Source organism: Amorphus sp. MBR-141 (assembly GCF_053628695.1).
The window spans coordinates 196,502-214,236 of the sequence record NZ_JBRJGW010000003.1; the positions used below are offsets into that span (position 1 = coordinate 196,502).

General features: G+C 69.9%; 13 protein-coding genes and 1 pseudogene. 2 read left to right on the top strand and 12 right to left on the bottom strand.

The window, feature by feature from the left end:
• Positions 1–166: 166 nt before the first annotated feature.
• From ACSSVZ_RS05770 to mutL, 12 genes and pseudogenes are all read right to left on the bottom strand, one after another.
• On the bottom strand, positions 167–925 hold the full coding sequence (locus tag ACSSVZ_RS05770; RefSeq protein WP_453968838.1) for an outer membrane protein: 759 nt from the start codon (positions 923–925) through the stop codon (positions 167–169).
• A 141-nt stretch (positions 926–1,066) separates the two neighbouring features.
• Positions 1,067–2,407: a phosphoglucosamine mutase gene (gene glmM, locus ACSSVZ_RS05775; protein ID WP_453968839.1), complete on the bottom strand. Its 1,341-nt coding sequence runs from the start codon at positions 2,405–2,407 to the stop codon at positions 1,067–1,069.
• 410 nt (positions 2,408–2,817) lie between these two features.
• Complete coding sequence (gene ftsH / locus ACSSVZ_RS05780; RefSeq protein WP_453968840.1) at positions 2,818–4,749, bottom strand: ATP-dependent zinc metalloprotease FtsH; 1,932 nt, start codon at positions 4,747–4,749, stop codon at positions 2,818–2,820.
• A gap of 562 nt (positions 4,750–5,311) precedes the next feature.
• Positions 5,312–6,382 (bottom strand): annotated as a pseudogene (gene tilS / locus ACSSVZ_RS05785) (tRNA lysidine(34) synthetase TilS); the annotation flags it as partial.
• Positions 6,366–7,244 carry a tol-pal system protein YbgF gene (gene ybgF, locus ACSSVZ_RS05790; RefSeq protein ID WP_453968841.1) on the bottom strand — a complete coding sequence of 293 codons (879 nt, stop codon included), beginning with the start codon at positions 7,242–7,244 and terminating at the stop codon, positions 6,366–6,368. The pseudogene tilS and the gene ybgF, both read right to left, overlap by 17 nt.
• Positions 7,245–7,472: 228 nt before the next feature.
• Positions 7,473–7,955 (bottom strand): peptidoglycan-associated lipoprotein Pal, encoded by a 483-nt coding sequence (pal, locus tag ACSSVZ_RS05795; RefSeq protein WP_453968843.1) that lies wholly within the window; start codon positions 7,953–7,955, stop codon positions 7,473–7,475.
• A 330-nt stretch (positions 7,956–8,285) separates the two neighbouring features.
• On the bottom strand, positions 8,286–9,629 hold the full coding sequence (gene tolB / locus ACSSVZ_RS05800) for a Tol-Pal system beta propeller repeat protein TolB (protein WP_453968984.1): 1,344 nt from the start codon (positions 9,627–9,629) through the stop codon (positions 8,286–8,288).
• Between the two features lie 180 nt (positions 9,630–9,809).
• Positions 9,810–10,694, bottom strand: coding sequence for a cell envelope biogenesis protein TolA (locus ACSSVZ_RS05805; RefSeq protein WP_453968844.1), 885 nt, complete (start codon positions 10,692–10,694; stop codon positions 9,810–9,812).
• Positions 10,695–10,858: 164 nt separating this feature from the next.
• On the bottom strand, positions 10,859–11,314 hold the full coding sequence (gene tolR, locus ACSSVZ_RS05810) for a protein TolR (RefSeq protein ID WP_453968845.1): 456 nt from the start codon (positions 11,312–11,314) through the stop codon (positions 10,859–10,861).
• A gap of 3 nt (positions 11,315–11,317) precedes the next feature.
• Positions 11,318–12,046: a protein TolQ gene (tolQ, locus tag ACSSVZ_RS05815; RefSeq protein ID WP_453968846.1), complete on the bottom strand. Its 729-nt coding sequence runs from the start codon at positions 12,044–12,046 to the stop codon at positions 11,318–11,320.
• 198 nt (positions 12,047–12,244) lie between these two features.
• A complete protein-coding gene (gene ybgC / locus ACSSVZ_RS05820; protein ID WP_453968847.1) occupies positions 12,245–12,715 on the bottom strand; it encodes a tol-pal system-associated acyl-CoA thioesterase in 471 nt (156 codons plus the stop codon).
• 243 nt (positions 12,716–12,958) lie between these two features.
• Entirely contained in the window at positions 12,959–14,836 is a 1,878-nt protein-coding gene (gene mutL / locus ACSSVZ_RS05825) for a DNA mismatch repair endonuclease MutL (RefSeq protein ID WP_453968848.1), read from the bottom strand.
• Positions 14,837–15,022: 186 nt separating this feature from the next.
• Here mutL and ACSSVZ_RS05830 point away from each other — a divergent pair, with 186 nt between their 5' ends.
• Together ACSSVZ_RS05830 and ACSSVZ_RS05835 are read left to right on the top strand one after the other, a co-directional pair.
• Complete coding sequence (locus ACSSVZ_RS05830; RefSeq protein ID WP_453968849.1) at positions 15,023–15,895, top strand: TIGR01459 family HAD-type hydrolase; 873 nt, start codon at positions 15,023–15,025, stop codon at positions 15,893–15,895.
• Positions 15,896–16,041: 146 nt separating this feature from the next.
• Positions 16,042–17,727 carry an NAD-dependent malic enzyme gene (locus ACSSVZ_RS05835; protein ID WP_453968850.1) on the top strand — a complete coding sequence of 562 codons (1,686 nt, stop codon included), beginning with the start codon at positions 16,042–16,044 and terminating at the stop codon, positions 17,725–17,727.
• Positions 17,728–17,735: the final 8 nt, after the last annotated feature.

Consider the following 17,735-nt stretch of genomic DNA (forward strand, 5'->3'; position numbering starts at 1 on the left):
TTCGCTGTAACGGCCAAATGACGGGCCGATCCGGGCCGACGCCATGGTGATCGGGAGCATTTCCCGTTCAGACCGAAACGAGCAGACCGAGAAGGGATTTGCTCAAGGCATTGATTCTGGAGCCATTTCTTATCGATCAGGTGTTTCCACCTGATCGGAAAAGGACCTAACGGAACAGGTAGCGGATGCCGAAGCGCAGCTCGTGGCCATCGACGCCGTCGAGGGTGACGCGGCTGCCGTTCGAGCCGGTGCCGGTCTTGGCGTCGCCGAAATTGACGTAGCGGTAGCCGGCGTCCAGCTCGACGGCCTCGGAGAGATCGAGGGTCACGCCGGCGGCGACCGACCAGGCCAGGTTCCATTCGGAGTTGTCGGCGAACGACGTCGTCCCGCCCGCCGGCATGCGCTGCGCGACGGAATCGAGCGACAGGTTCGCCACGCCGAGACCACCCCCGACATAGGGCCGGATCCAGGATTCGGGCGCGAACTCCGCATAGGCGGTGGCGAGCAGCGCGGTGGAGGTCAGCGAGCCGGAAACGGCGCCGCTGCCGGCCGTGCCGCTGGTATCGGCGGAGAAGTCCCGGCCGGGCGCGTAGGCGACGGTGAGATCGCTCCGGAACCAGTTGGAGAAGCGGTAGCCGACGCCGCCGCCGACGCTCACCTGGGCGTCCAGCGTGCCGGTGTCGACGGTCCCCAGGCCCGCCGGTGCGTCGACCACGGACACGCCGGGCGAGGGCGACCAGATGCCGCCGACGTCGAAGCGCACGTAGGCGCCGCGCCGCTCCACCTCGTCGGGAAGGATGTCGTCGGTGTGCTGCAACACCGGCACGTCGGCGGTCGCATCGACGTCGGACGCGGCGGCTCCCCCGCCCGGGACAACCAGCGCGACGATTGCCGCGGCGAGCAGTTTACATGCGTGGCGGTGCATCACGGCTCCTTCGACCCACCGGTGACGAGCGATCGATTCGATCGGTCCGCCACAGTGGGGCGAAGGGCGTTAATTCGGCGTTAACCGTGTTTGTTAACCACGTCCGCCCGCGGCGCGCCGGACCACAAGGCCCGGCGGCGATCAGGCGGCCTGGACCACCGCCGTCGCGATGTCGTCGACGACCGCCTGGACCAGCCCGGCGTCGTCGCCCTCGCCCATCACCCGGATCAGCGGCTCGGTGCCGGACGGGCGCACCACCAGCCGGCCGGCGTTGCCGAGCCGGTCGCGGCCGCTGTCGATGGCCTTCAGCACGATGTCGTTCTCCAGCGGCTTGCCGCCGTTGTAGCGCACGTTCTTCAGGATCTGCGGCACCGGTTCGAAGCGGTGGCAGACCTCCGACACCGGTTTGCCGGTTCCGACCACGACCGACAGGATCTCCAGCGCCGCCAGCAGGCCGTCGCCGGTGGTCGAATAGTCGGCCAGCACGATGTGGCCCGACTGTTCGCCGCCGAGATTGAAGCCGTGGGCGCGCATGTGCTCGACCACGTAGCGGTCGCCGACGCGGGTGCGCGCCAGCGACAGGCCGAGCCCGTTCAGGTAGCGCTCGAGCCCGAGATTGGACATCACCGTGGCGACGAGGCCCGGCGCGGACAGCCGGTCGGCCTCCTTCCACGAGCCGCCGATGACGGCCAGCAGCTGGTCGCCGTCGACGGGCTGGCCTTTCTCGTCGATGACGATCAGCCGGTCGGCGTCGCCGTCCAGTGCCACGCCGATGTCGGCGCGCACCTCCAGCACCTTCTCGCGCACCTGGGTGAGCGAGGTCGAGCCGCAGTCGGTGTTGATGTTCGTGCCGTTCGGCTGGTTGCCGATCGGCACCACCTCGGCGCCCAGCTCCCACAGCGCCTCGGGGGCCACGCGGTAGCCGGCGCCGTTGGCGCAGTCGACCACCACCCGGATGCCGTCGAGGCTAAGATTGCGCGGAAAACTGCGCTTGATGTACTCGATGTAGCGGTCGCGGACGCCGTCGAGGCGCTGCGCCCGGCCGATGTCGGCGCCCGTCGCCAGCCGCTTGGAGAGGTCCTCCTGCATCAGCCGCTCGACCTCCAGCTCCACCTCGTCCGACAGCTTGTAGCCGTCGGAGCCGAAGATCTTGATGCCGTTGTCGTCGTACTTGTTGTGGGAGGCGGAGATCATCACGCCGATGTCGGCGCGCAGCGACCGCGTCAGCATCGCCACCGCCGGCGTCGGCACCGGGCCGAGCAGGAACACGTCCACGCCGACCGCGGTGAAGCCGGCGACGAGGGCGTTCTCTAGCATGTAGCCCGACAGCCGGGTGTCCTTGCCGATGACCACGCGGTGCTGGTCGTCGCCGTTGAGCAGCGCCAGGCCCGTCGCCATGCCGACCTTCAGCGCGATGTCCGGCGTCATCGGCCAGCGGTTGGCCTCGCCGCGGATGCCGTCGGTCCCGAAGAAAGTGCCCATCTACCCGAGAGTCCTCTGTCCGTTGTCTGATCGGACGGCCGGGCCGGTCCGATGGCTCGCTCCGCTGGCGGAAGGCGCCCGGCCGGAAACGGCCGATGCCCGCCGTTGGTTCGCGGCGTCCCGGGCACCCGGGACGCTCCGTGAAAGATTCGTCCGGGGACGCGAGCCGGATAGGGATAGCCCGAGACGGGGCCGCCTGTCCCGCCAACCGTCTCACTTTTTATCGGCTTTTGTTACAGCGCTCTGGTTCCCGAGAGCGCCGTCTGCAACCGAGTGTGCGGCTCCGTCGCCTTCCGCCGAGATCGGTCCGGACGCAGCCGGCCGCAGAGGGCCGCAGAGGGCCGCAGACGAAAAAGGCCGGGCGCTTGCCCGGCCTTTTCGCGGTTGTCGTGTCTTCGAGACGGAGCCGGTCAGCCCTGGGGCTGCGGCTCCAGGCCGCCGGGTTCGCCCCGGTCGCCCTTCTCGCGGGTGCCGCCGGTCGACGGCACGGTGGCCGCCCGCGGTCCCTTCGGCGTGTCGTCCGTGCTCTCGCGGACGGGCGGCTTGCCCTCCAGGAGATCGCGGATTTCCTGGCCGCTGAGCGTCTCATACTCGAGCAGTCCCTTGGCGATGGTGTGCAGCTGGTCGATGTTGGCCTGCAGCACCGCCTGGGCGGTCTCGTAGCCGGCGTTGACGAAGCTCTTCACCTCCTCGTCCACGACCTGCTGGGTCGTCTCCGAGACGTGCTGCTGGCGCGCCACGGCGTGGCCGAGGAAGACTTCCTCCTCGTTCTCGCCGTACATCAGCGGCCCGAGCTTGTCGGACATGCCGAACTGCGTCGCCATCGCCCGCGACAGCTTGGTCGCCATGCGGATGTCGGCCGAGGCGCCGGAGGTGACCTTCTCGTGGCCGAAGATCAGCTCCTCGGCGACGCGGCCACCCATGGCGACGGCGAGATCCGCCTTGCACTTCGCCCGGGTGAGCGACAGCTGATCGCGTTCCGGCAGCCGCATCACCATGCCGAGCGCGCGACCACGCGGAATGATCGTCGCCTTGTGGATCGGATCGGAGGCCGGCATGTGCAGGGCGACGAGAGCGTGGCCCGCCTCATGATAGGCGGTGAGCTTCTTCTCTTCCTCGCTCATCACCAGGGTGCGGCGTTCCGCGCCCATCATCACCTTGTCCTTGGCATCCTCGAACTCCTGCATGGTGACCAGGCGCTTGTTGCGCCGGGCCGCCATCAGCGCCGCCTCGTTGACGAGGTTCATCAGATCGGCGCCGGCGAAGCCGGGGGTGCCGCGGGCGAGCGTCTTCAGGTCCACGTCGGGCGCCAGCGGCACCTTGCGCACGTGCACCTTCAGGATCTTCTCGCGACCGACGATGTCCGGGTTCGGGACGACGATCTGCCGGTCGAACCGGCCCGGGCGCAGCAGCGCCGGGTCGAGCACGTCCGGACGGTTGGTCGCCGCGATCAGGATGATGCCCTCGTTCGGCTCGAAGCCGTCCATCTCCACGAGGAGCTGGTTGAGGGTCTGCTCGCGCTCGTCGTTGCCGCCGCCGAGGCCGGCGCCGCGATGGCGGCCGACCGCGTCGATCTCGTCGATGAAGATGATGCAGGGCGCGTTCTTCTTCGCCTGCTCGAACATGTCGCGGACGCGGCTGGCGCCGACGCCGACGAACATCTCGACGAAGTCGGAGCCGGAGATGGTGAAGAACGGCACGTTCGCCTCGCCGGCGATGGCGCGGGCGAGCAGCGTCTTACCGGTGCCGGGAGGGCCGACCAGCAGCACGCCGCGCGGGATGCGGCCGCCGAGGCGCTGGAAGCGCTGCGGATCGCGCAGGAAGTCGACGATCTCCTGCAGGTCTTCCTTGGCCTCGTCGACGCCGGCGACGTCCTCGAACAGGACGCGCCCGTGCGCCTCGGTCAGAAGCTTCGCCTTCGACTTGCCGAACCCCATGGCCTTGCCGCCGGCCCCGCCCTGCATCTGGCGCATCAGGAACAGCCAGATGCCGAGGATCAGCAGCATCGGGAACCAGGTGGCCAGGATGCCGAGCAGCGAGAAGCCCTCGTTGGCCGGCTTCGCCGTGATGGCGACGTTGCTGGTCTCGAGCTTGTCGATGTAGCTGGCGTTGCTCGGCGCGTAGGTCTGGAACGCCCCGCCGTGGTTGTACTTGCCGGCGATCTGCTGGTCGGTGATCGTCACCGCCCGCACGTTGCCCTGCCCCACCTCGTCCAGGAACTGCGAGAAGGAAATCTCGGAACTGTTGGTGCGCTGGCTCGGGCTCTGAAAGAGCTGGAAAAGGGCGATCAGCAACAAGCCGATGATCACCCAGAGCGCAAAATTGCGAAACGTGTTGTTCATCACGGCCCTTTCGCAGCCCGTCTTCTTTACGCGATCGGCACCAGGCCGGGTGCCGTCTCAAGGCGCTTCCCGTTCAGATCGATGGACCTGACCGAAGAGGAATTGCTCAGCTCGGTGAAGCCGGAGCCGTTTCCCGCCGATCGGTGCAGACACCTGATCGGGAAAGGCTCTGGCCGGAAAGATAGGGTTCCGGTCTGCCCGTGCCAAGGCGGATCGTCGCGATTCCGCGGCGCGCCGTGCCCGCGCCGACGCGGCCGAACGGTTAACGTCAGCGCCCCGGCGGCGGGGTGGCGAAGTCCGCCGCAACGGCACCGCGCCATTCATGCGCGGCAAAGTGGCCGAACGCGGGCGCCGCAACAAGGCCCTCGCCGCAAAAGATCCCCGGAACCACCGCCATTCCGGCCGATGCCGAGCGCCAGTCTGGCGGCGCAAGCTTGCGCCAGGCGGATCCCACCGCCCGCACGGTGACCGGCTCGGGGGCCGCGTCGGAGAGCCGCACCCGCCAGCGTCCGTCCCAGACGCCGCTCGTCCCCGGAGCAAGCGCCATGTCCGCCAGCCCGCCCCGCCCGGCCTCCCGGCAGACGACGAGCCGGCCGTGGGCGAGGGTCAGAAGCGCGCCGGCCAAGGTGAACCGCGCGGCCCCCCCCGCCTCGATCGCCGCCGCCGCGCGCTCCAGCCGCTCCAGCCGCGGCCCGACGTCGCCGCCGCCCGCCCAGCCCAGCATCCGCGCCAGCAGCCGCAGCCGCACCTCCTCCGGCGCGGCGGCGAACGCCGCCACGTCGAGCGCCAGCACGCCGAACGCGTCCGCTTGCAGCGCCGTTGCCGCCAGCGCCTCGACCATCGCGTCGATCGCCGCGTCGGCGCGGGCGAGACGGCCGGCGGTGGCGGCGAGCCGGCGGGCGTCGAGGCCCTCGGCGGCGAGCGCCGGCATCAGCCGGCGCATGCGCACCCGGGCGAAGCGATCGTTTTCGTTGGAGGGATCGTCGCGCCAGCCGATGCCGTCGCGGCAAAGGGTGGCGCGCAGCCGCGCCCGGGGCACGCCGAGCAGCGGCCGCACCAGGGCGACGCCGCCGTCGGATGTCTCCGCCCGACGTCCGTCCTGGTCCGACGGGCCGCCTTCCGGGCCGGCCGCCAGCCGCCGCACCGGCGCCATCGCCGACAGGCCCTTCACGCCGGAGCCCCGCGCCAGCCGCAGCAGGACCGTCTCGGCCTGGTCGTCGAGGGTGTGGGCGGTGAGAATCGCCGTCGCGCCGGCGTCGCGCGCCACCGCCGCGAGCAGGCCGTAGCGGGCGGCCCGGGCGGCGGCCTGGATGTCGGCGGCGGGCTTGTCGCCCTCCCAGCGCCGCGTCACCGCCGCGAAGCCGCAGGCGGCGGCCGCCTCCAGCACGAAGCGCGCATCGTCGGCCGCTTCGGCCCGCAGGCCATGGTCGATGGTGGCGACGACCGCCTCGGGAGCGGTCGGGTCGGCATTGCGGAAGGCCCGGTAGAGCGCCATCAGTGCCATGGAATCGCTGCCGCCGGACACCGCCAGCACCACCCGCCGGTGTCCGGCCGCAGCGGCAAACAGCCCGCCCAGTTCGTCGGCCGCGATCGGCCGGGCGTCGCTCGGTCCGGGGTCAGGCGCAGCCGGCACGCTGGCGCTCCTGGCGCGCGCGGTCGAGCAGCGACGGGTCGGCGGACGGATAGCTCGACAGCAGTTCGGAGAACGACGAGCAGGCCGCGGTGCTCTCGCCCATGCCGGACAGCGCCATGCCGAGCTTCAGCAGGCTGTCGGGGGCCTTGTCGCTGTCGGGATGCTCCGTGTAGCTCTTCAGGAACGCCTCGGCGGCCTCGGAATGCTTACCCGACTGCAGCAGCGCCTCGCCGATCCAGAACTCGGCGTCGCCGGCCCGCGGGTCGTCGGGATGGGCGGCGACGAAGGCGCGGAACGCCCGCTCGGCCGCCTCGTACTTACCGGCCATGACCAGCGCGTAGGCCGCCTCGTAGTCGGTGGTCGCCGACGCGCTCGGCGGCTCGGAATAGCTGGGCGAGGCCGCCTGGCCGATCGCCGATCCGAGGATGTCGCCGCGCGCCAGCGCCGACAGGTCCAGCGGGCTGCCGGGCTCGGCCGCGCCGATCGAGCCGGTCGTCTGCGGATCGTCGAGGGCGGCGTCGCGCTGCGATCCCGCGGCGGGCGGCGCGTCCTCGAAATTCTGCCGGCGCGGTTTGCCGCCTTCCAGCTGCTGCAGGCGGAACTCGTTGTCCTCCTGCATGCGGCGCATCTGGTCCTGCATCTGCTGGGTGGCGTGGGACAGCTGCTCGATCTGGCCATTCAGCTGGCGGATCTGGTCTTCCAGCCGGTTGATGCGCAGCGTCAGCTCGCCCTGCTGGCGGTTGTTGTTGCCCCACTGGACGAGCTGGATGCCGCCATCGGGGGCGGCCGCGACAGGCGCGACGGAGAAGGTGGCGGCCGCGGCGGCCGCCACCAGGGCAGTGCGTGCAAACATCATTCGCATCTCTCGATCTCCCGAACTCGATCGGTGCGGCGGCGCGTCCCCCGTCAACGCGGGGCCTCGTGGCGACCCTACGCCAATCCCGCATGGCCGCCCAAAGCATTTTCCCACGAGGCCCGCCGCCGGCGGTCGACCGGCCCAAACGCGGTCGGGCGCCCTCCGATGCCGGAAGGCGCCCTGGATCGCGACGGGGTCCGACGTCGGGTCGAAACGACCGGACGTCATCGTGGTCTAGCTGCCGGCGTTGTCCAATACGGTCACAGCACGACGGTTCTGCGACCAGCAGGACTCGTTGTCACAGACGGCCACCGGCCGCTCCTTGCCGTAGGAGATGGTGCGCATCCGGTTCGGGGCAACGCCGCGACTGGCGAGGAAGGCCCGCACCGAGCTGGCACGACGGGCGCCCAGCGCCAGGTTGTACTCGCGGGTGCCGCGCTCGTCGGCGTGTCCCTCGATGGTGATCGTGTACTTGTTGTAGCGCTGCAGCCACTGGGCCTGCTTGTCGAGGGTCGCCTGGGCCGTGCTCGACAGATCCGTCTGGTCCACCGCGAAGTAGACCCGGTCGCCGACGTTGACGACGAAGTCCTGCGCCGATCCGGGGACGGCCTGGCCGTTCAGCTGTTCCTGCTTCTGAGCACAGGCGGCCAGCACGGCCGCGATCAGAATTACGACCGCCGCGCGACCGATGCTCCGCAGTGCGAAATTGGTAGCCATCTCCAAGTGCTCCTTTTGCCCCCACCCCAGCGGAAGCGATCTTGCGCGGGACGTTAGGATCCGGTGGTAAAAAGTCGGTTCAGAAAGAGGGTTAACTGCGCCAATTCGATCCAAGTTCGATCAATGCCGGTAAGACGTCTGCGCGCGGTGCGCCGCGCGTACCGACCGGCCCGAAACCCTCTTCGTGCATAGCAGCATGGCGCTGGTGAGGCAAAACGGCCGCGACCGGCACGCAGGCCGCGCCGGCCGATGGAAACGCGCCCCGTGGGGCGCGCCGCAGCCCTCGTTCCGGGCCAGGCGGCGAGGCGCAGGACCGGCCCCGCCCCGGCGTCAGTCCATCAGCGGAGACCAGGCCGGATCGGACGCGAAGGTGTCCGTGTTGACCCGCATCTCGTTGTGGCCGGTGATGTCGACGGTGTAGAGCGACGGCCCACCCTGGGCACCCTGGGTCTCGCGGAAGAACATCAGCACCCGGCCGTTCGGGGCCCATGTCGGGCCCTCGTTGTGGAAGCCCTCGGTGAGAATCCGCTCGCCCGATCCGTCCGGCTTCATGACGCCGATGGCGAAGCGTCCGCCGGCCTGCTTGGTAAACGCGATCAGGTCGCCGCGTGGTGACCACACCGGCGTCGAGTACCGCCCGTCGCCGAACGAGATGCGCGTCGGATTGGAGCCGTCGGCCCCCATCACGTAGAGCTGCTGGGCGCCGCCGCGGTCGGATTCGAAGACGATCTGCCGGCCGTCCGGGGAGTAGGACGGCGAGGTGTCGATCGACGGGGAGTTGGTCAGCCGCGTCGTCCGCCGCGACCCCAGGTCCATGGCGTAGATGTTGGCGTTGCCCTCCTGCTGGAGGCTCATCACCACCTCGCGCCCGTTGGGCGAGAAGCGCGGCGCAAACGTCATGCCCGGGAAGTTGCCCAGCACCTCGCGCTCGCCGGTCTCGATGTTCAGCAGATAGACGCTCGGCGCGCCGCCGCCGTAGGACATGTACGTCACGTCCTGGGTCGACGGCGAGAAGCGCGGCGTCAGCACCAGTTCGTCGCCGCGGGTCAGGTAGCGCACGTTGGCGCCGTCCTGGTCCATGATGGCCAGACGCTTGGTGCGGTCGTTCTTCGGTCCGGTCTCGGAAACGAACACCACGCGGGTGTCGAAATAGCCCTTCTCGCCGGTCAGGCGCTCGTAGATCGCGTCGGCGATGATATGGGCGAGCCGGCGCCAGTTGTCCGGCTGGGTGTAGTATTGCTGGCCGATCATCTGCTCGCCGGCGAACACGTCCCACAGCCGGAATTCCGCCTTCAGCCGCCCGTCGGCCTCGCGCGTCAGCGTGCCGGCGACCAGCGCCTGGGCGTCGATGGCGCGCCAGTTGGCGAAGTTCGGAACCGCCGCCGCATCGAGGATCTGGTCCACGTAGGCGGTCGGATCGATGGGCCGGAACAGCCCGGACCGCTGCAGGTCGCTGGCGATGACCTGGGTCATCTGCTTGGCGAGGTCCGCCTCGCCGCCGGCCGAACCGAAGGTCGGCAGCGCGATCGGCAGCGGTTCCACCTGGCCCTGGGTGATGTCGATCTGCACGAGCGCCTGGGCCGGCACGACGGCACCGAGGAAGGCGGCCGCAAGCGCGGCGGCCCTGCGGCGCCAGCCCTTCGGGGAAAAGATGGACCGGCGCAGAACCGGCAGGGTCATATCGAAAGCCATTGGCTAGCTCATCCTCTAGATCCCGGAGACGTCGGGCCGGGCGGGACCGGGCGTCAGGAACGTGATCGTTTTCAACACTTGAGAGCGGAATGCGGCAGAAGCTCGGCTTCCCCTGTCCTCATCCCGCGCATGGCCGGCCGCTGGCGGACCGTTCATGCGGCCTCAGAAGAGATCTCTCGGATCGAAGGTGACGCGGACTTCGCGCCAGGTGTCGTATTTCTCCAGCGGAAGATTGTAGGGCTGGCAGCGCAGCACGGCGCGCCGCGCGCTGTCGGCCGCCGCCTGGAAGAACGGGTTGGAGCCCGAGTTGATAACCTCCGGCGAGCCGGAAACGGTTCCATTCTGGTTCAGCTGCATCTGCACCGTCACGATCAGGTCCTCGGCGCCCTGGGCGCCCACCGGCGGGTTCCAGCAGCGCTGGATCTGGGCCCGGAGCGCGTCGAGTTCGGTCATCGTCATCGCCGCATTGGTGCCGCCCGAGCGGATGCCGGCGGAGGCCCGCGACGAGCCGCTGCCGCCGCCCGAGGGCTCGACCTTGTTGAGCAGCGCGGAAATGCGGTCGGCGTCGAAGCTCTCGTTCGTCTGGCTGGCCGCCGACTGGGTCGGCTGCGGCCGCTTCGGCGGCGGGGTCGGTCGGGCGCGCGGCACCACGTTGGTGGTCGGCGTCGGTTCGGCTTCCGCCTGCTGCTCCGGTTCCGGCGTCGGTTCGGGCTCCGGTTCGGCTTCGGCCTCCTGCTGGGGAGCGGGCGTCGGCTCGGGCTCCGCTTCGGCCTCCGGCTCGGCCGCGTCTTCCGCCGGGGCGGCGGCCTGCTCGCTCGGAAGCGGCGCCGCGGATTCCGCCTTCGACGGGTTCTCGCGCTCGGCCGGCTTGTCGGCCGCCTTCTTTGTCTCGCCGGCGGTGTCGGCCTCGGTCTTGGCCTCGACGGTCTCCAGATCCGGCTTTGGCTCCGGCTCGACGGGAGCGGTCGGCGCGCCCTTGGAGATGTCGGTCACCTCGCCGATGGTGACGAGCTCGACCGGGAACATCTCCATCGGCTTGGCCGCCATGGACTCCGCGTCCGGCCACGCCAACACACTCCACAGGAGGATGGCGCCGTGTCCTGCCACAGAGACGATCAAGCCGACACGCATGGTGAAAAGATCTAGCCTTCGATTGCCGCTTCGAGGTCCGGCCTGCCCGCTTCAAATAAGAGCGGGCGCACACCGGGACGTCAGTTGCTGGAGCTCTGGGGTTCCTGCTGGGTCACCAGGCCGATACGCTTGAACCCGGCGGCGTTGAGCCGGCCCATGACCGACATGATCGCGCCGTAGCCCACGTCCTGGTCGCCGCGCACGTAGATCCGCTCTTCGTAGCCGTTCTGGGCGATCGCGGTCAGCCGCGGCACCAGGTCGTCGAGGGTGATCTCGCTGTCCTGCAGGAACACCTGGCCCTGAGCATTGATCGACACCGTCAGCGGCTCGTTGTCGCCTTCCAGCGGCTTCGCACGCGATTGCGGCAGATCAATGGGAACGCCGACGGTCAGAAGCGGGGCGGACACCATGAACACGATCAGGAGCACCAGCATCACGTCGACGAACGGCGTGACGTTGATCTCGCTCATCGGCCGATGCCGCGGCGCGCGGCGGCGGCCGCGGCCGCCGGAGGAATTGGAGAGTTGAACACCCATGGCTCAGACGCGCTCTTCTTCCAGCCGTTCGTCGATCTCGCGCGACAGGATCGCCAGGAACTCGTCGGCGAAGCCGTCCATCCGGGAAATGATCTTGCCGACGTCACCTGACAGCTTGTTGTAGAAGATCACGGCCGGGATGGCGGCAAGCAGGCCGAGCGCGGTGGCAAACAGCGCTTCGGCGATGCCGGGGGCGACGACCGCGAGGTTGGTGCTCTCCGACACCGCGATCGCCTGGAACGAGGTCATGATGCCCCACACCGTGCCGAACAGGCCGATGAACGGGCCGGCCGAGCCGACCGAGGCGAGCACCGCGAGCCGGCTTTCCAGCCGCTCCGCTTCGCGCCCGATGGTCAGCGTCATCACCCGGTCGAGGCGCTGCGAGAGGCTGGCGATCGCCGGGTGCTCGCCGTCGTGGCTGCGCTTCCACTCGGTCATCGCCGCGACGAACACCGCCGCCAGCGCCTGGTTGGAGCGGCTGGACAGCGTGCGGAAGAGATCCTCCAGCGACTGGCCCGACCAGAAGGCGTCCTCGAACCGGTTCATTGCCTGGCGGGTGCGGCGGTACAGGATCACCTTGTCGATGATGATCGCCCAGCACCAGATCGACGCCGAGACCAGGCCCAGCATGACGATCTTGACGACGATGTGCGCCTGCAGGAACAGCCCGAACAGCGAGAAGCCAGAGTGGGCGGCGAGATCGGCGCCGGCTACCGCAACGGTGGAATCCATATTCAGTCCCGACTTTGCTTCTCGTCACCGGTCCGGCGGCGTGCGGCGCGCGCACGACCACAGGTCCGAGGGGAAGGCTGGGTGACAATCTGGGTACGAGGATGACTGGCGCCTCTGTCAGCACAGAGTTTGTCAAAACTGCGACTCCCGCTGGAAAAACGGGCGCAACAGCTGTCGCCAATTAGGGTGAACGGACCGTTAAGACGGGTCGCCTTCCGCCTCGATCGCGTACGGCTGGAGCAGCGCCAGCGCCGCCTTCGGCAGCCGGCGTGGCCGGCCGTCGGAGGAGATCACCACCGCCTCAACCTTGGCGCGCACCAGCACCTGCTCGTCGCGCAGCACCACCTGGTCGAGGCCCAGCCGGGCGGCGGTGAGGTGGGTGAGGCGCGTCTCAACCTCCAGCACGTCGTCGATGCGCGCCGGCGCCTTGAACTCCAGGCTCATCGTCCGCACCGCGAAGGCCAGCGACGCCCCGTAGGTGCCGTCGGCGAGGTCGGTGTGGTGCACCCCGCTGAGGCGCAGGAAATCGGACCGCCCGCGCTCCAGGTAGCGCAGATAGTTGGCGTGGTAGACGACGCCGGAAAAATCCGTGTCCTCGAAATAAACCCGCGCGGCGAGCCGGTGGCGGCTGCCGGTGAGCCTGCCTGCGAGATCGGGCCAGGTGGTCATGGGAAGCGGTCCTGCCGACTGTTCCGGGAAAGGAGGGTGTGCCATCGGCAAGGGTCTACACGCAAATCGCGACGGAAAACCGGTGCCCACTTTTCCTGGGCTCGCTCGTTCTTCCCGCAAGCCCGGACGGAAAACCGGTGCCCACTTTTCCTGGGCTTGCTGGACCAGCGCGCGACCGCGCGCCGCGCCATAGGCCGCCCCCGCGGAGCCGTGAGCGCAAGCTCACCGGCGTGAGCGCAACAACTATTTCCTCCCGAACAGCCGCTCGATGTCGGAGAGCTTGAGCTCGACGAAGGTCGGGCGGCCGTGGTTGCACTGGCCGGACTTCGGCGTCGCCTCCATCTCGCGCAGCAGCGCGTCCATTTCCTCGGGCTTCAGCCGGCGGCCGGTGCGGACCGAGCCGTGGCAGGCGACCGTGGCGGCGACGTGGTCCAGCCGGTCGGCGAGCCGGTCGGTGGTCTCCCACTCGGCGAGGTCGTCGACGAGGTCGCGCACCAGCCCCTGCACGTCGAGGCGGCCGGCCAGGACCGACGGCACTTCGCGGACCGCGACGGCGCCGGGTCCGAAGGATTCCACCACCAGCCCTGTCTCGGCCAGCGCGTCGGAAACCGCCAGCAGCCGGGCGGCGTCCTCCTCCGGCAGGTCGACGATTTCCGGCACCAGCAGCATCTGGCGGGCGACGCCGGAGCGGGCGCGCTCGGCCTTCAGGCGCTCGTAGACCAGCCGCTCGTGGGCGGCGTGGCTGTCGACGATGACGATGCCGTCGCGGGTCTGGGCGAGGATGTAGTTCTCGTGGAAGTGCGCGCGGGCGGCGCCCAGCGGGCGGTCGAGGTCGCCGTCCACGGCGTCGCGCAGCGCCGCGCGGGTCTCCGCCGACGGCGCCGCCACGGCCGAAAACGCCGCCTGTCCGTCCTCGGAAAAGCCGGCCGGATAGGCGCCGGCGCGCTGGTGCGCAGGCTGCGCGTACGCACCGGACGTGCGCGTGGACCAATCTGCGCTTTCCTGCGCTTTTTGGGCGTAAAACGCGGTTTTTGCCTGCGCACTGGTCTGCGCACTTCCCTGCGCACCGGCTGCGTCCGGACGGAACGCCTCCAGGGCCGTTCGCGCGGAGGTTGTGTTGGCCGCGAGCCCCGCCTGGGCGAGCGCCTGCTTGATCGAGCCGACCAGCAGCCCCCGCACCAGGCCCGGGTCGCGGAAGCGGACGTCGGCCTTCGCCGGGTGGACGTTCACGTCCACCTCGGCCGGGTCGAGGGTGATGTAGAGGGCCGCCACCGGATGCCGGTCGCGGGCCATCACGTCGGAGACGGCGCCCCGGAGCGCCCCGAGCAGCAGCTTGTCGCGGACCGGGCGGCCGTTGACGAACAGGAACTGCTGCAGGGTGTTGGCCCGGTGGAAGGTCGGCCGGCCGATCAGACCCTCCAGCCGCACCCCGTCCCGGCCGGCGTCGATGACCAGCGTGTTGTCGACGAAGTCGCGGCCGATCACGTCGGCGATCCGCATCACATCCGCGTCATCGCCCTCGCGGGCCGGGTAGTCGGTGCGGCTGCGGTCCGACCCGGTCAGCACGAAGCGGACCTCCGGGTGGGCGAGCGCCAGCCGGCGGACGATGTCGGTGATCGCGGTGGTCTCGGCCCGGTCGGACTTCAGGAACTTCAGCCGGGCGGGGGTGGCGAAGAACAGGTCGCGGACGTCGACGATGGTACCGGCCGCCACCGCCGCCGGCTTCGCCTCGGCGACCAGCCCACCCTCCACCTGGACGCACCAGCCGCTGTCGTCGTCGCGGGTGCGGGTGGAGATGGTCAGTCGCGCCACCGAACCGATCGACGGCAGCGCCTCGCCCCGGAACCCCAGCGTGGCGATCGAGAACAGATTGTCCTCATCGAGCTTGGAGGTGCAGTGGCGCTCCACCGCGAGCACCAGATCGTCGCGGCTCATGCCGGAGCCGTCGTCGATCACCCGGATCAGGCTCTTGCCGCCGGCCGCCGTGACGATCTCGACCCGGCGCGCGCCGGCGTCGATGGCGTTCTCGACCAGCTCCTTGACGACGCTGGCCGGCCGCTCGACCACCTCGCCGGCGGCGATCCGGTTGATCACGGCATTGGAGAGCTGGCGGACGGGCATGGCGGCGGGGCGGTCTCGATTCGGAGGGAAAAGGTTAACGGCCGAGCATGACGGATTCGGAGCCCGAGGTCAGGTCCCGATTTGCCGGCCTCCACCGCCGGCCGCCAACCGGCCCGACGCCGCCGGCGGCGGATTTCGCGCTGCCGCATCTTGACCCGGCGGCGCCGGGAGGCGATGCCCTGCGCCATGACCCATGCGACCCCCGACTTCCCCGCCGGACTGTCCGCCCTCGCCCCCGACTACGAGGCCCTCCTCGTCGACGTCTGGGGCGTCGTCCACAACGGCGTCACCGCGTTCGCCCCAGCCACCGACGCGCTGGCGCGCTTCCGCCGCGAGACCGGCGGCCCGGTGGTGCTGATCACCAACGCGCCCCGCCCGGCGGCGCCGATCGTCGAGCAGCTGGGCCAGCTCGGCGTGCCCGCCGACGCCTTCGACGCGGTGGTGACCTCGGGCGACGTGACCCGCGGCCAGATCACCCGGCTCGGCGCCGCGGCGCTCTACCACATCGGCCCGGAGCGCGACCTGTCGCTGTACGACGGCCTGGACGTCCGGCTCGTCGGTGCCGAGGATGCCGAGGCGATCTGCTGCACCGGCCTGTTCGACGATTACAACGAAACGCCCGAGGACTACAGGGAGCGGCTGTCGGCGCTGGCCGGCCGCGGCCTGCCGCTGGTCTGCGCCAATCCGGACCTCGTGGTCCAGCGCGGCGCCGACACCATCTACTGCGCCGGCGCGCTCGCGAGCCTCTACGCCGAGCTCGGCGGCGAGGTCCGCCAGGCCGGCAAGCCGCACGCGCCGATCTACGAGGCGGCGTTCGACCGGCTCGCGGAAGTGCTCGGCCGCGCCCCGGACCGCGACCGCGTGCTCGCCATCGGCGACGGGCTGATGACCGACATCAAGGGCGCGGTCGGCCAGGGCGTCGCCGCGCTGCTGATCACCGCCGGCATCCATTCCGCCGAGTTCGGCGCCCCCGACGCGCCCGACCCGCAGATGGTGGCGGACCGGCTGGGCCGCGACGGGCTGGCGGTGCGCGCCGTGCTGCCGCGCCTCGCCTGGTAGGTCTTCCCGCGCCGCCTCTTCGCGCGCGGCCAGGGGACCGCCCGGACATTCTCTCCCGGACCGCATGAAGGTCGTGGAAGCGTTGCACATGCGTGTGTAGGCTGGCCCCGATCGTGAGCCGCCTCACGGGGCCCCGGGGAGGAAAGATGAGCACCAAGACGCTGGACGCGAGCCACTATCACGGCCGCCGCCTGATCGACACGCCGATCCTGAACAAGGGCGACGCCTTCACCGACGCCGAGCGCACCGGCTTCCGCCTGCACGGCCTGCTGCCGCCGTCGCTGGAGACGCTGGAGACCCAGATCGCCCGGGCCAAGGACGCCTACGACCAGAAGACCACCGACCTGGAGCGCCACATCTACCTGCGCGCCTTACAGGACACCAACGAGACGCTGTTCTACGCCTTCATGGCGGAGAACATCACGGCGCTGATGCCGATGGTGTACACGCCGGTGGTCGGGCTCGGCTGCGAGAGGTTCTCCGAGATCTACCGCCGTCCGCGCGGGCTGTTCATTTCCTATCCGCTGCGCGACGACATGGAGGCGCTGCTGGAATCGGCCGGCCACCAGGACGTGCGGGTCATCGTCGTCACCGACGGCGAGCGCATCCTCGGGCTGGGCGACCAGGGCGCCGGCGGCATGGGCATCCCGATCGGCAAGCTGTCGCTCTACACCGCCTGCGGCGGCATCCCGCCGGAATACACGCTGCCGATCACGCTCGACGTGGGCACCAACAACCAGGCGCTCATCGACGACCCGTTCTACATCGGCTGGCGGCACGAGCGGATCACCGGCGACGACTACGTCGCCTTCGTCGACCGCTTCGTCAACGCCGTGAAGCACAAGTGGCCGAACGTGCTGCTGCAGTTCGAGGACTTCGCCCAGAACCACGCCACCATGTTCCTGGAGCGCTACCGCGACCAGCTGTGCATGTTCAACGACGACGTCCAGGGCACGGCGGCCGTGGTCGTCGGCACGGTGCTGTCGGCCGTCAAGCAGTCGGGCCGGCCGCTCTCCGACCAGAAGGTGGTGATCGTCGGCGCCGGCTCGGCCGGCTGCGGCATCGCCGAGCAGATGATCCAGCTGATGGTGGAGGACGGCGTCGATCCGGACGCGGCCCGCGGCCGCTTCTACATGATCGACCGCGAGGGCCTGGTGTTCGACACCCAGGAGAACCTCTGGCCGTTCCAGGCGAAGCTCGCCCACACGGCGGCCGACGTCGCCGCCTGGCCGGCCGGCGAAAAGCCCGGGCTGTTCTCGCTGCTGGAGACCGTGCAGAACGCCGAGCCGACCATCATCATCGGCGTCACCGGCCATCCGGGCGTGTTCACCGAGGAGGTGATCCGCGCCATGGCCGCCAAGACCGAGCGGCCGATCGTGTTCCCGCTGTCAAACCCGACCTCGCGCTGCGAGGCGCAGCCGGCCGACGTGCTGGCCTGGACCGACGGCAAGGCCATCATCGGCACCGGCAGCCCGTTCCAGCCGGTCGAGCACGGCGGCAAGACCTATCCGATCGCCCAGACCAACAACGCCTACATCTTCCCGGGCCTCGGCCTCGGCATCCTGGCGCTGGGCATCCCGCGGGTGAGCGACACCATGTTCATGGCGTCCTCGCGGGCGCTGGCGGAGGCGAACCCCGGCGGCGACGGCGACGTGCCGATCCTGCTGCCGCCGCTTGCCAAAATCCGCGACGTGTCGCGTGCCATCGCCATCGCGGTGGCCAAGGCGGCGATCGCCGACGGGCTGGTGCCGGAGATCACCGACGCGGAGATCGCCGCGAAGGTCGACGCGGCCATGTGGGATCCGATCTACTGCAGCTACGTTCCGGCGTGACATTGGCC

Excerpts from the sequence above, each read along its gene's own strand:
- ACSSVZ_RS05770 (WP_453968838.1), bottom strand. The coding sequence starts at position 925 with ATGCACCGCCACGCATGTAAACTGCTCGCCGCGGCAATCGTCGCGCTG.
- glmM (WP_453968839.1), bottom strand. The coding sequence starts at position 2,407 with ATGGGCACTTTCTTCGGGACCGACGGCATCCGCGGCGAGGCCAACCGC.
- ftsH (WP_453968840.1), bottom strand. The coding sequence starts at position 4,749 with ATGAACAACACGTTTCGCAATTTTGCGCTCTGGGTGATCATCGGCTTG.
- ybgF (WP_453968841.1), bottom strand. The coding sequence starts at position 7,244 with ATGCGAATGATGTTTGCACGCACTGCCCTGGTGGCGGCCGCCGCGGCC.
- pal (WP_453968843.1), bottom strand. The coding sequence starts at position 7,955 with ATGGCTACCAATTTCGCACTGCGGAGCATCGGTCGCGCGGCGGTCGTA.
- ACSSVZ_RS05805 (WP_453968844.1), bottom strand. The coding sequence starts at position 10,694 with ATGGCGGCCAAGCCGATGGAGATGTTCCCGGTCGAGCTCGTCACCATC.
- tolR (WP_453968845.1), bottom strand. The coding sequence starts at position 11,314 with ATGGGTGTTCAACTCTCCAATTCCTCCGGCGGCCGCGGCCGCCGCCGC.
- tolQ (WP_453968846.1), bottom strand. The coding sequence starts at position 12,046 with ATGGATTCCACCGTTGCGGTAGCCGGCGCCGATCTCGCCGCCCACTCT.
- ybgC (WP_453968847.1), bottom strand. The coding sequence starts at position 12,715 with ATGACCACCTGGCCCGATCTCGCAGGCAGGCTCACCGGCAGCCGCCAC.
- mutL (WP_453968848.1), bottom strand. The coding sequence starts at position 14,836 with ATGCCCGTCCGCCAGCTCTCCAATGCCGTGATCAACCGGATCGCCGCC.
- ACSSVZ_RS05830 (WP_453968849.1), top strand. The coding sequence starts at position 15,023 with ATGACCCATGCGACCCCCGACTTCCCCGCCGGACTGTCCGCCCTCGCC.
- ACSSVZ_RS05835 (WP_453968850.1), top strand. The coding sequence starts at position 16,042 with ATGAGCACCAAGACGCTGGACGCGAGCCACTATCACGGCCGCCGCCTG.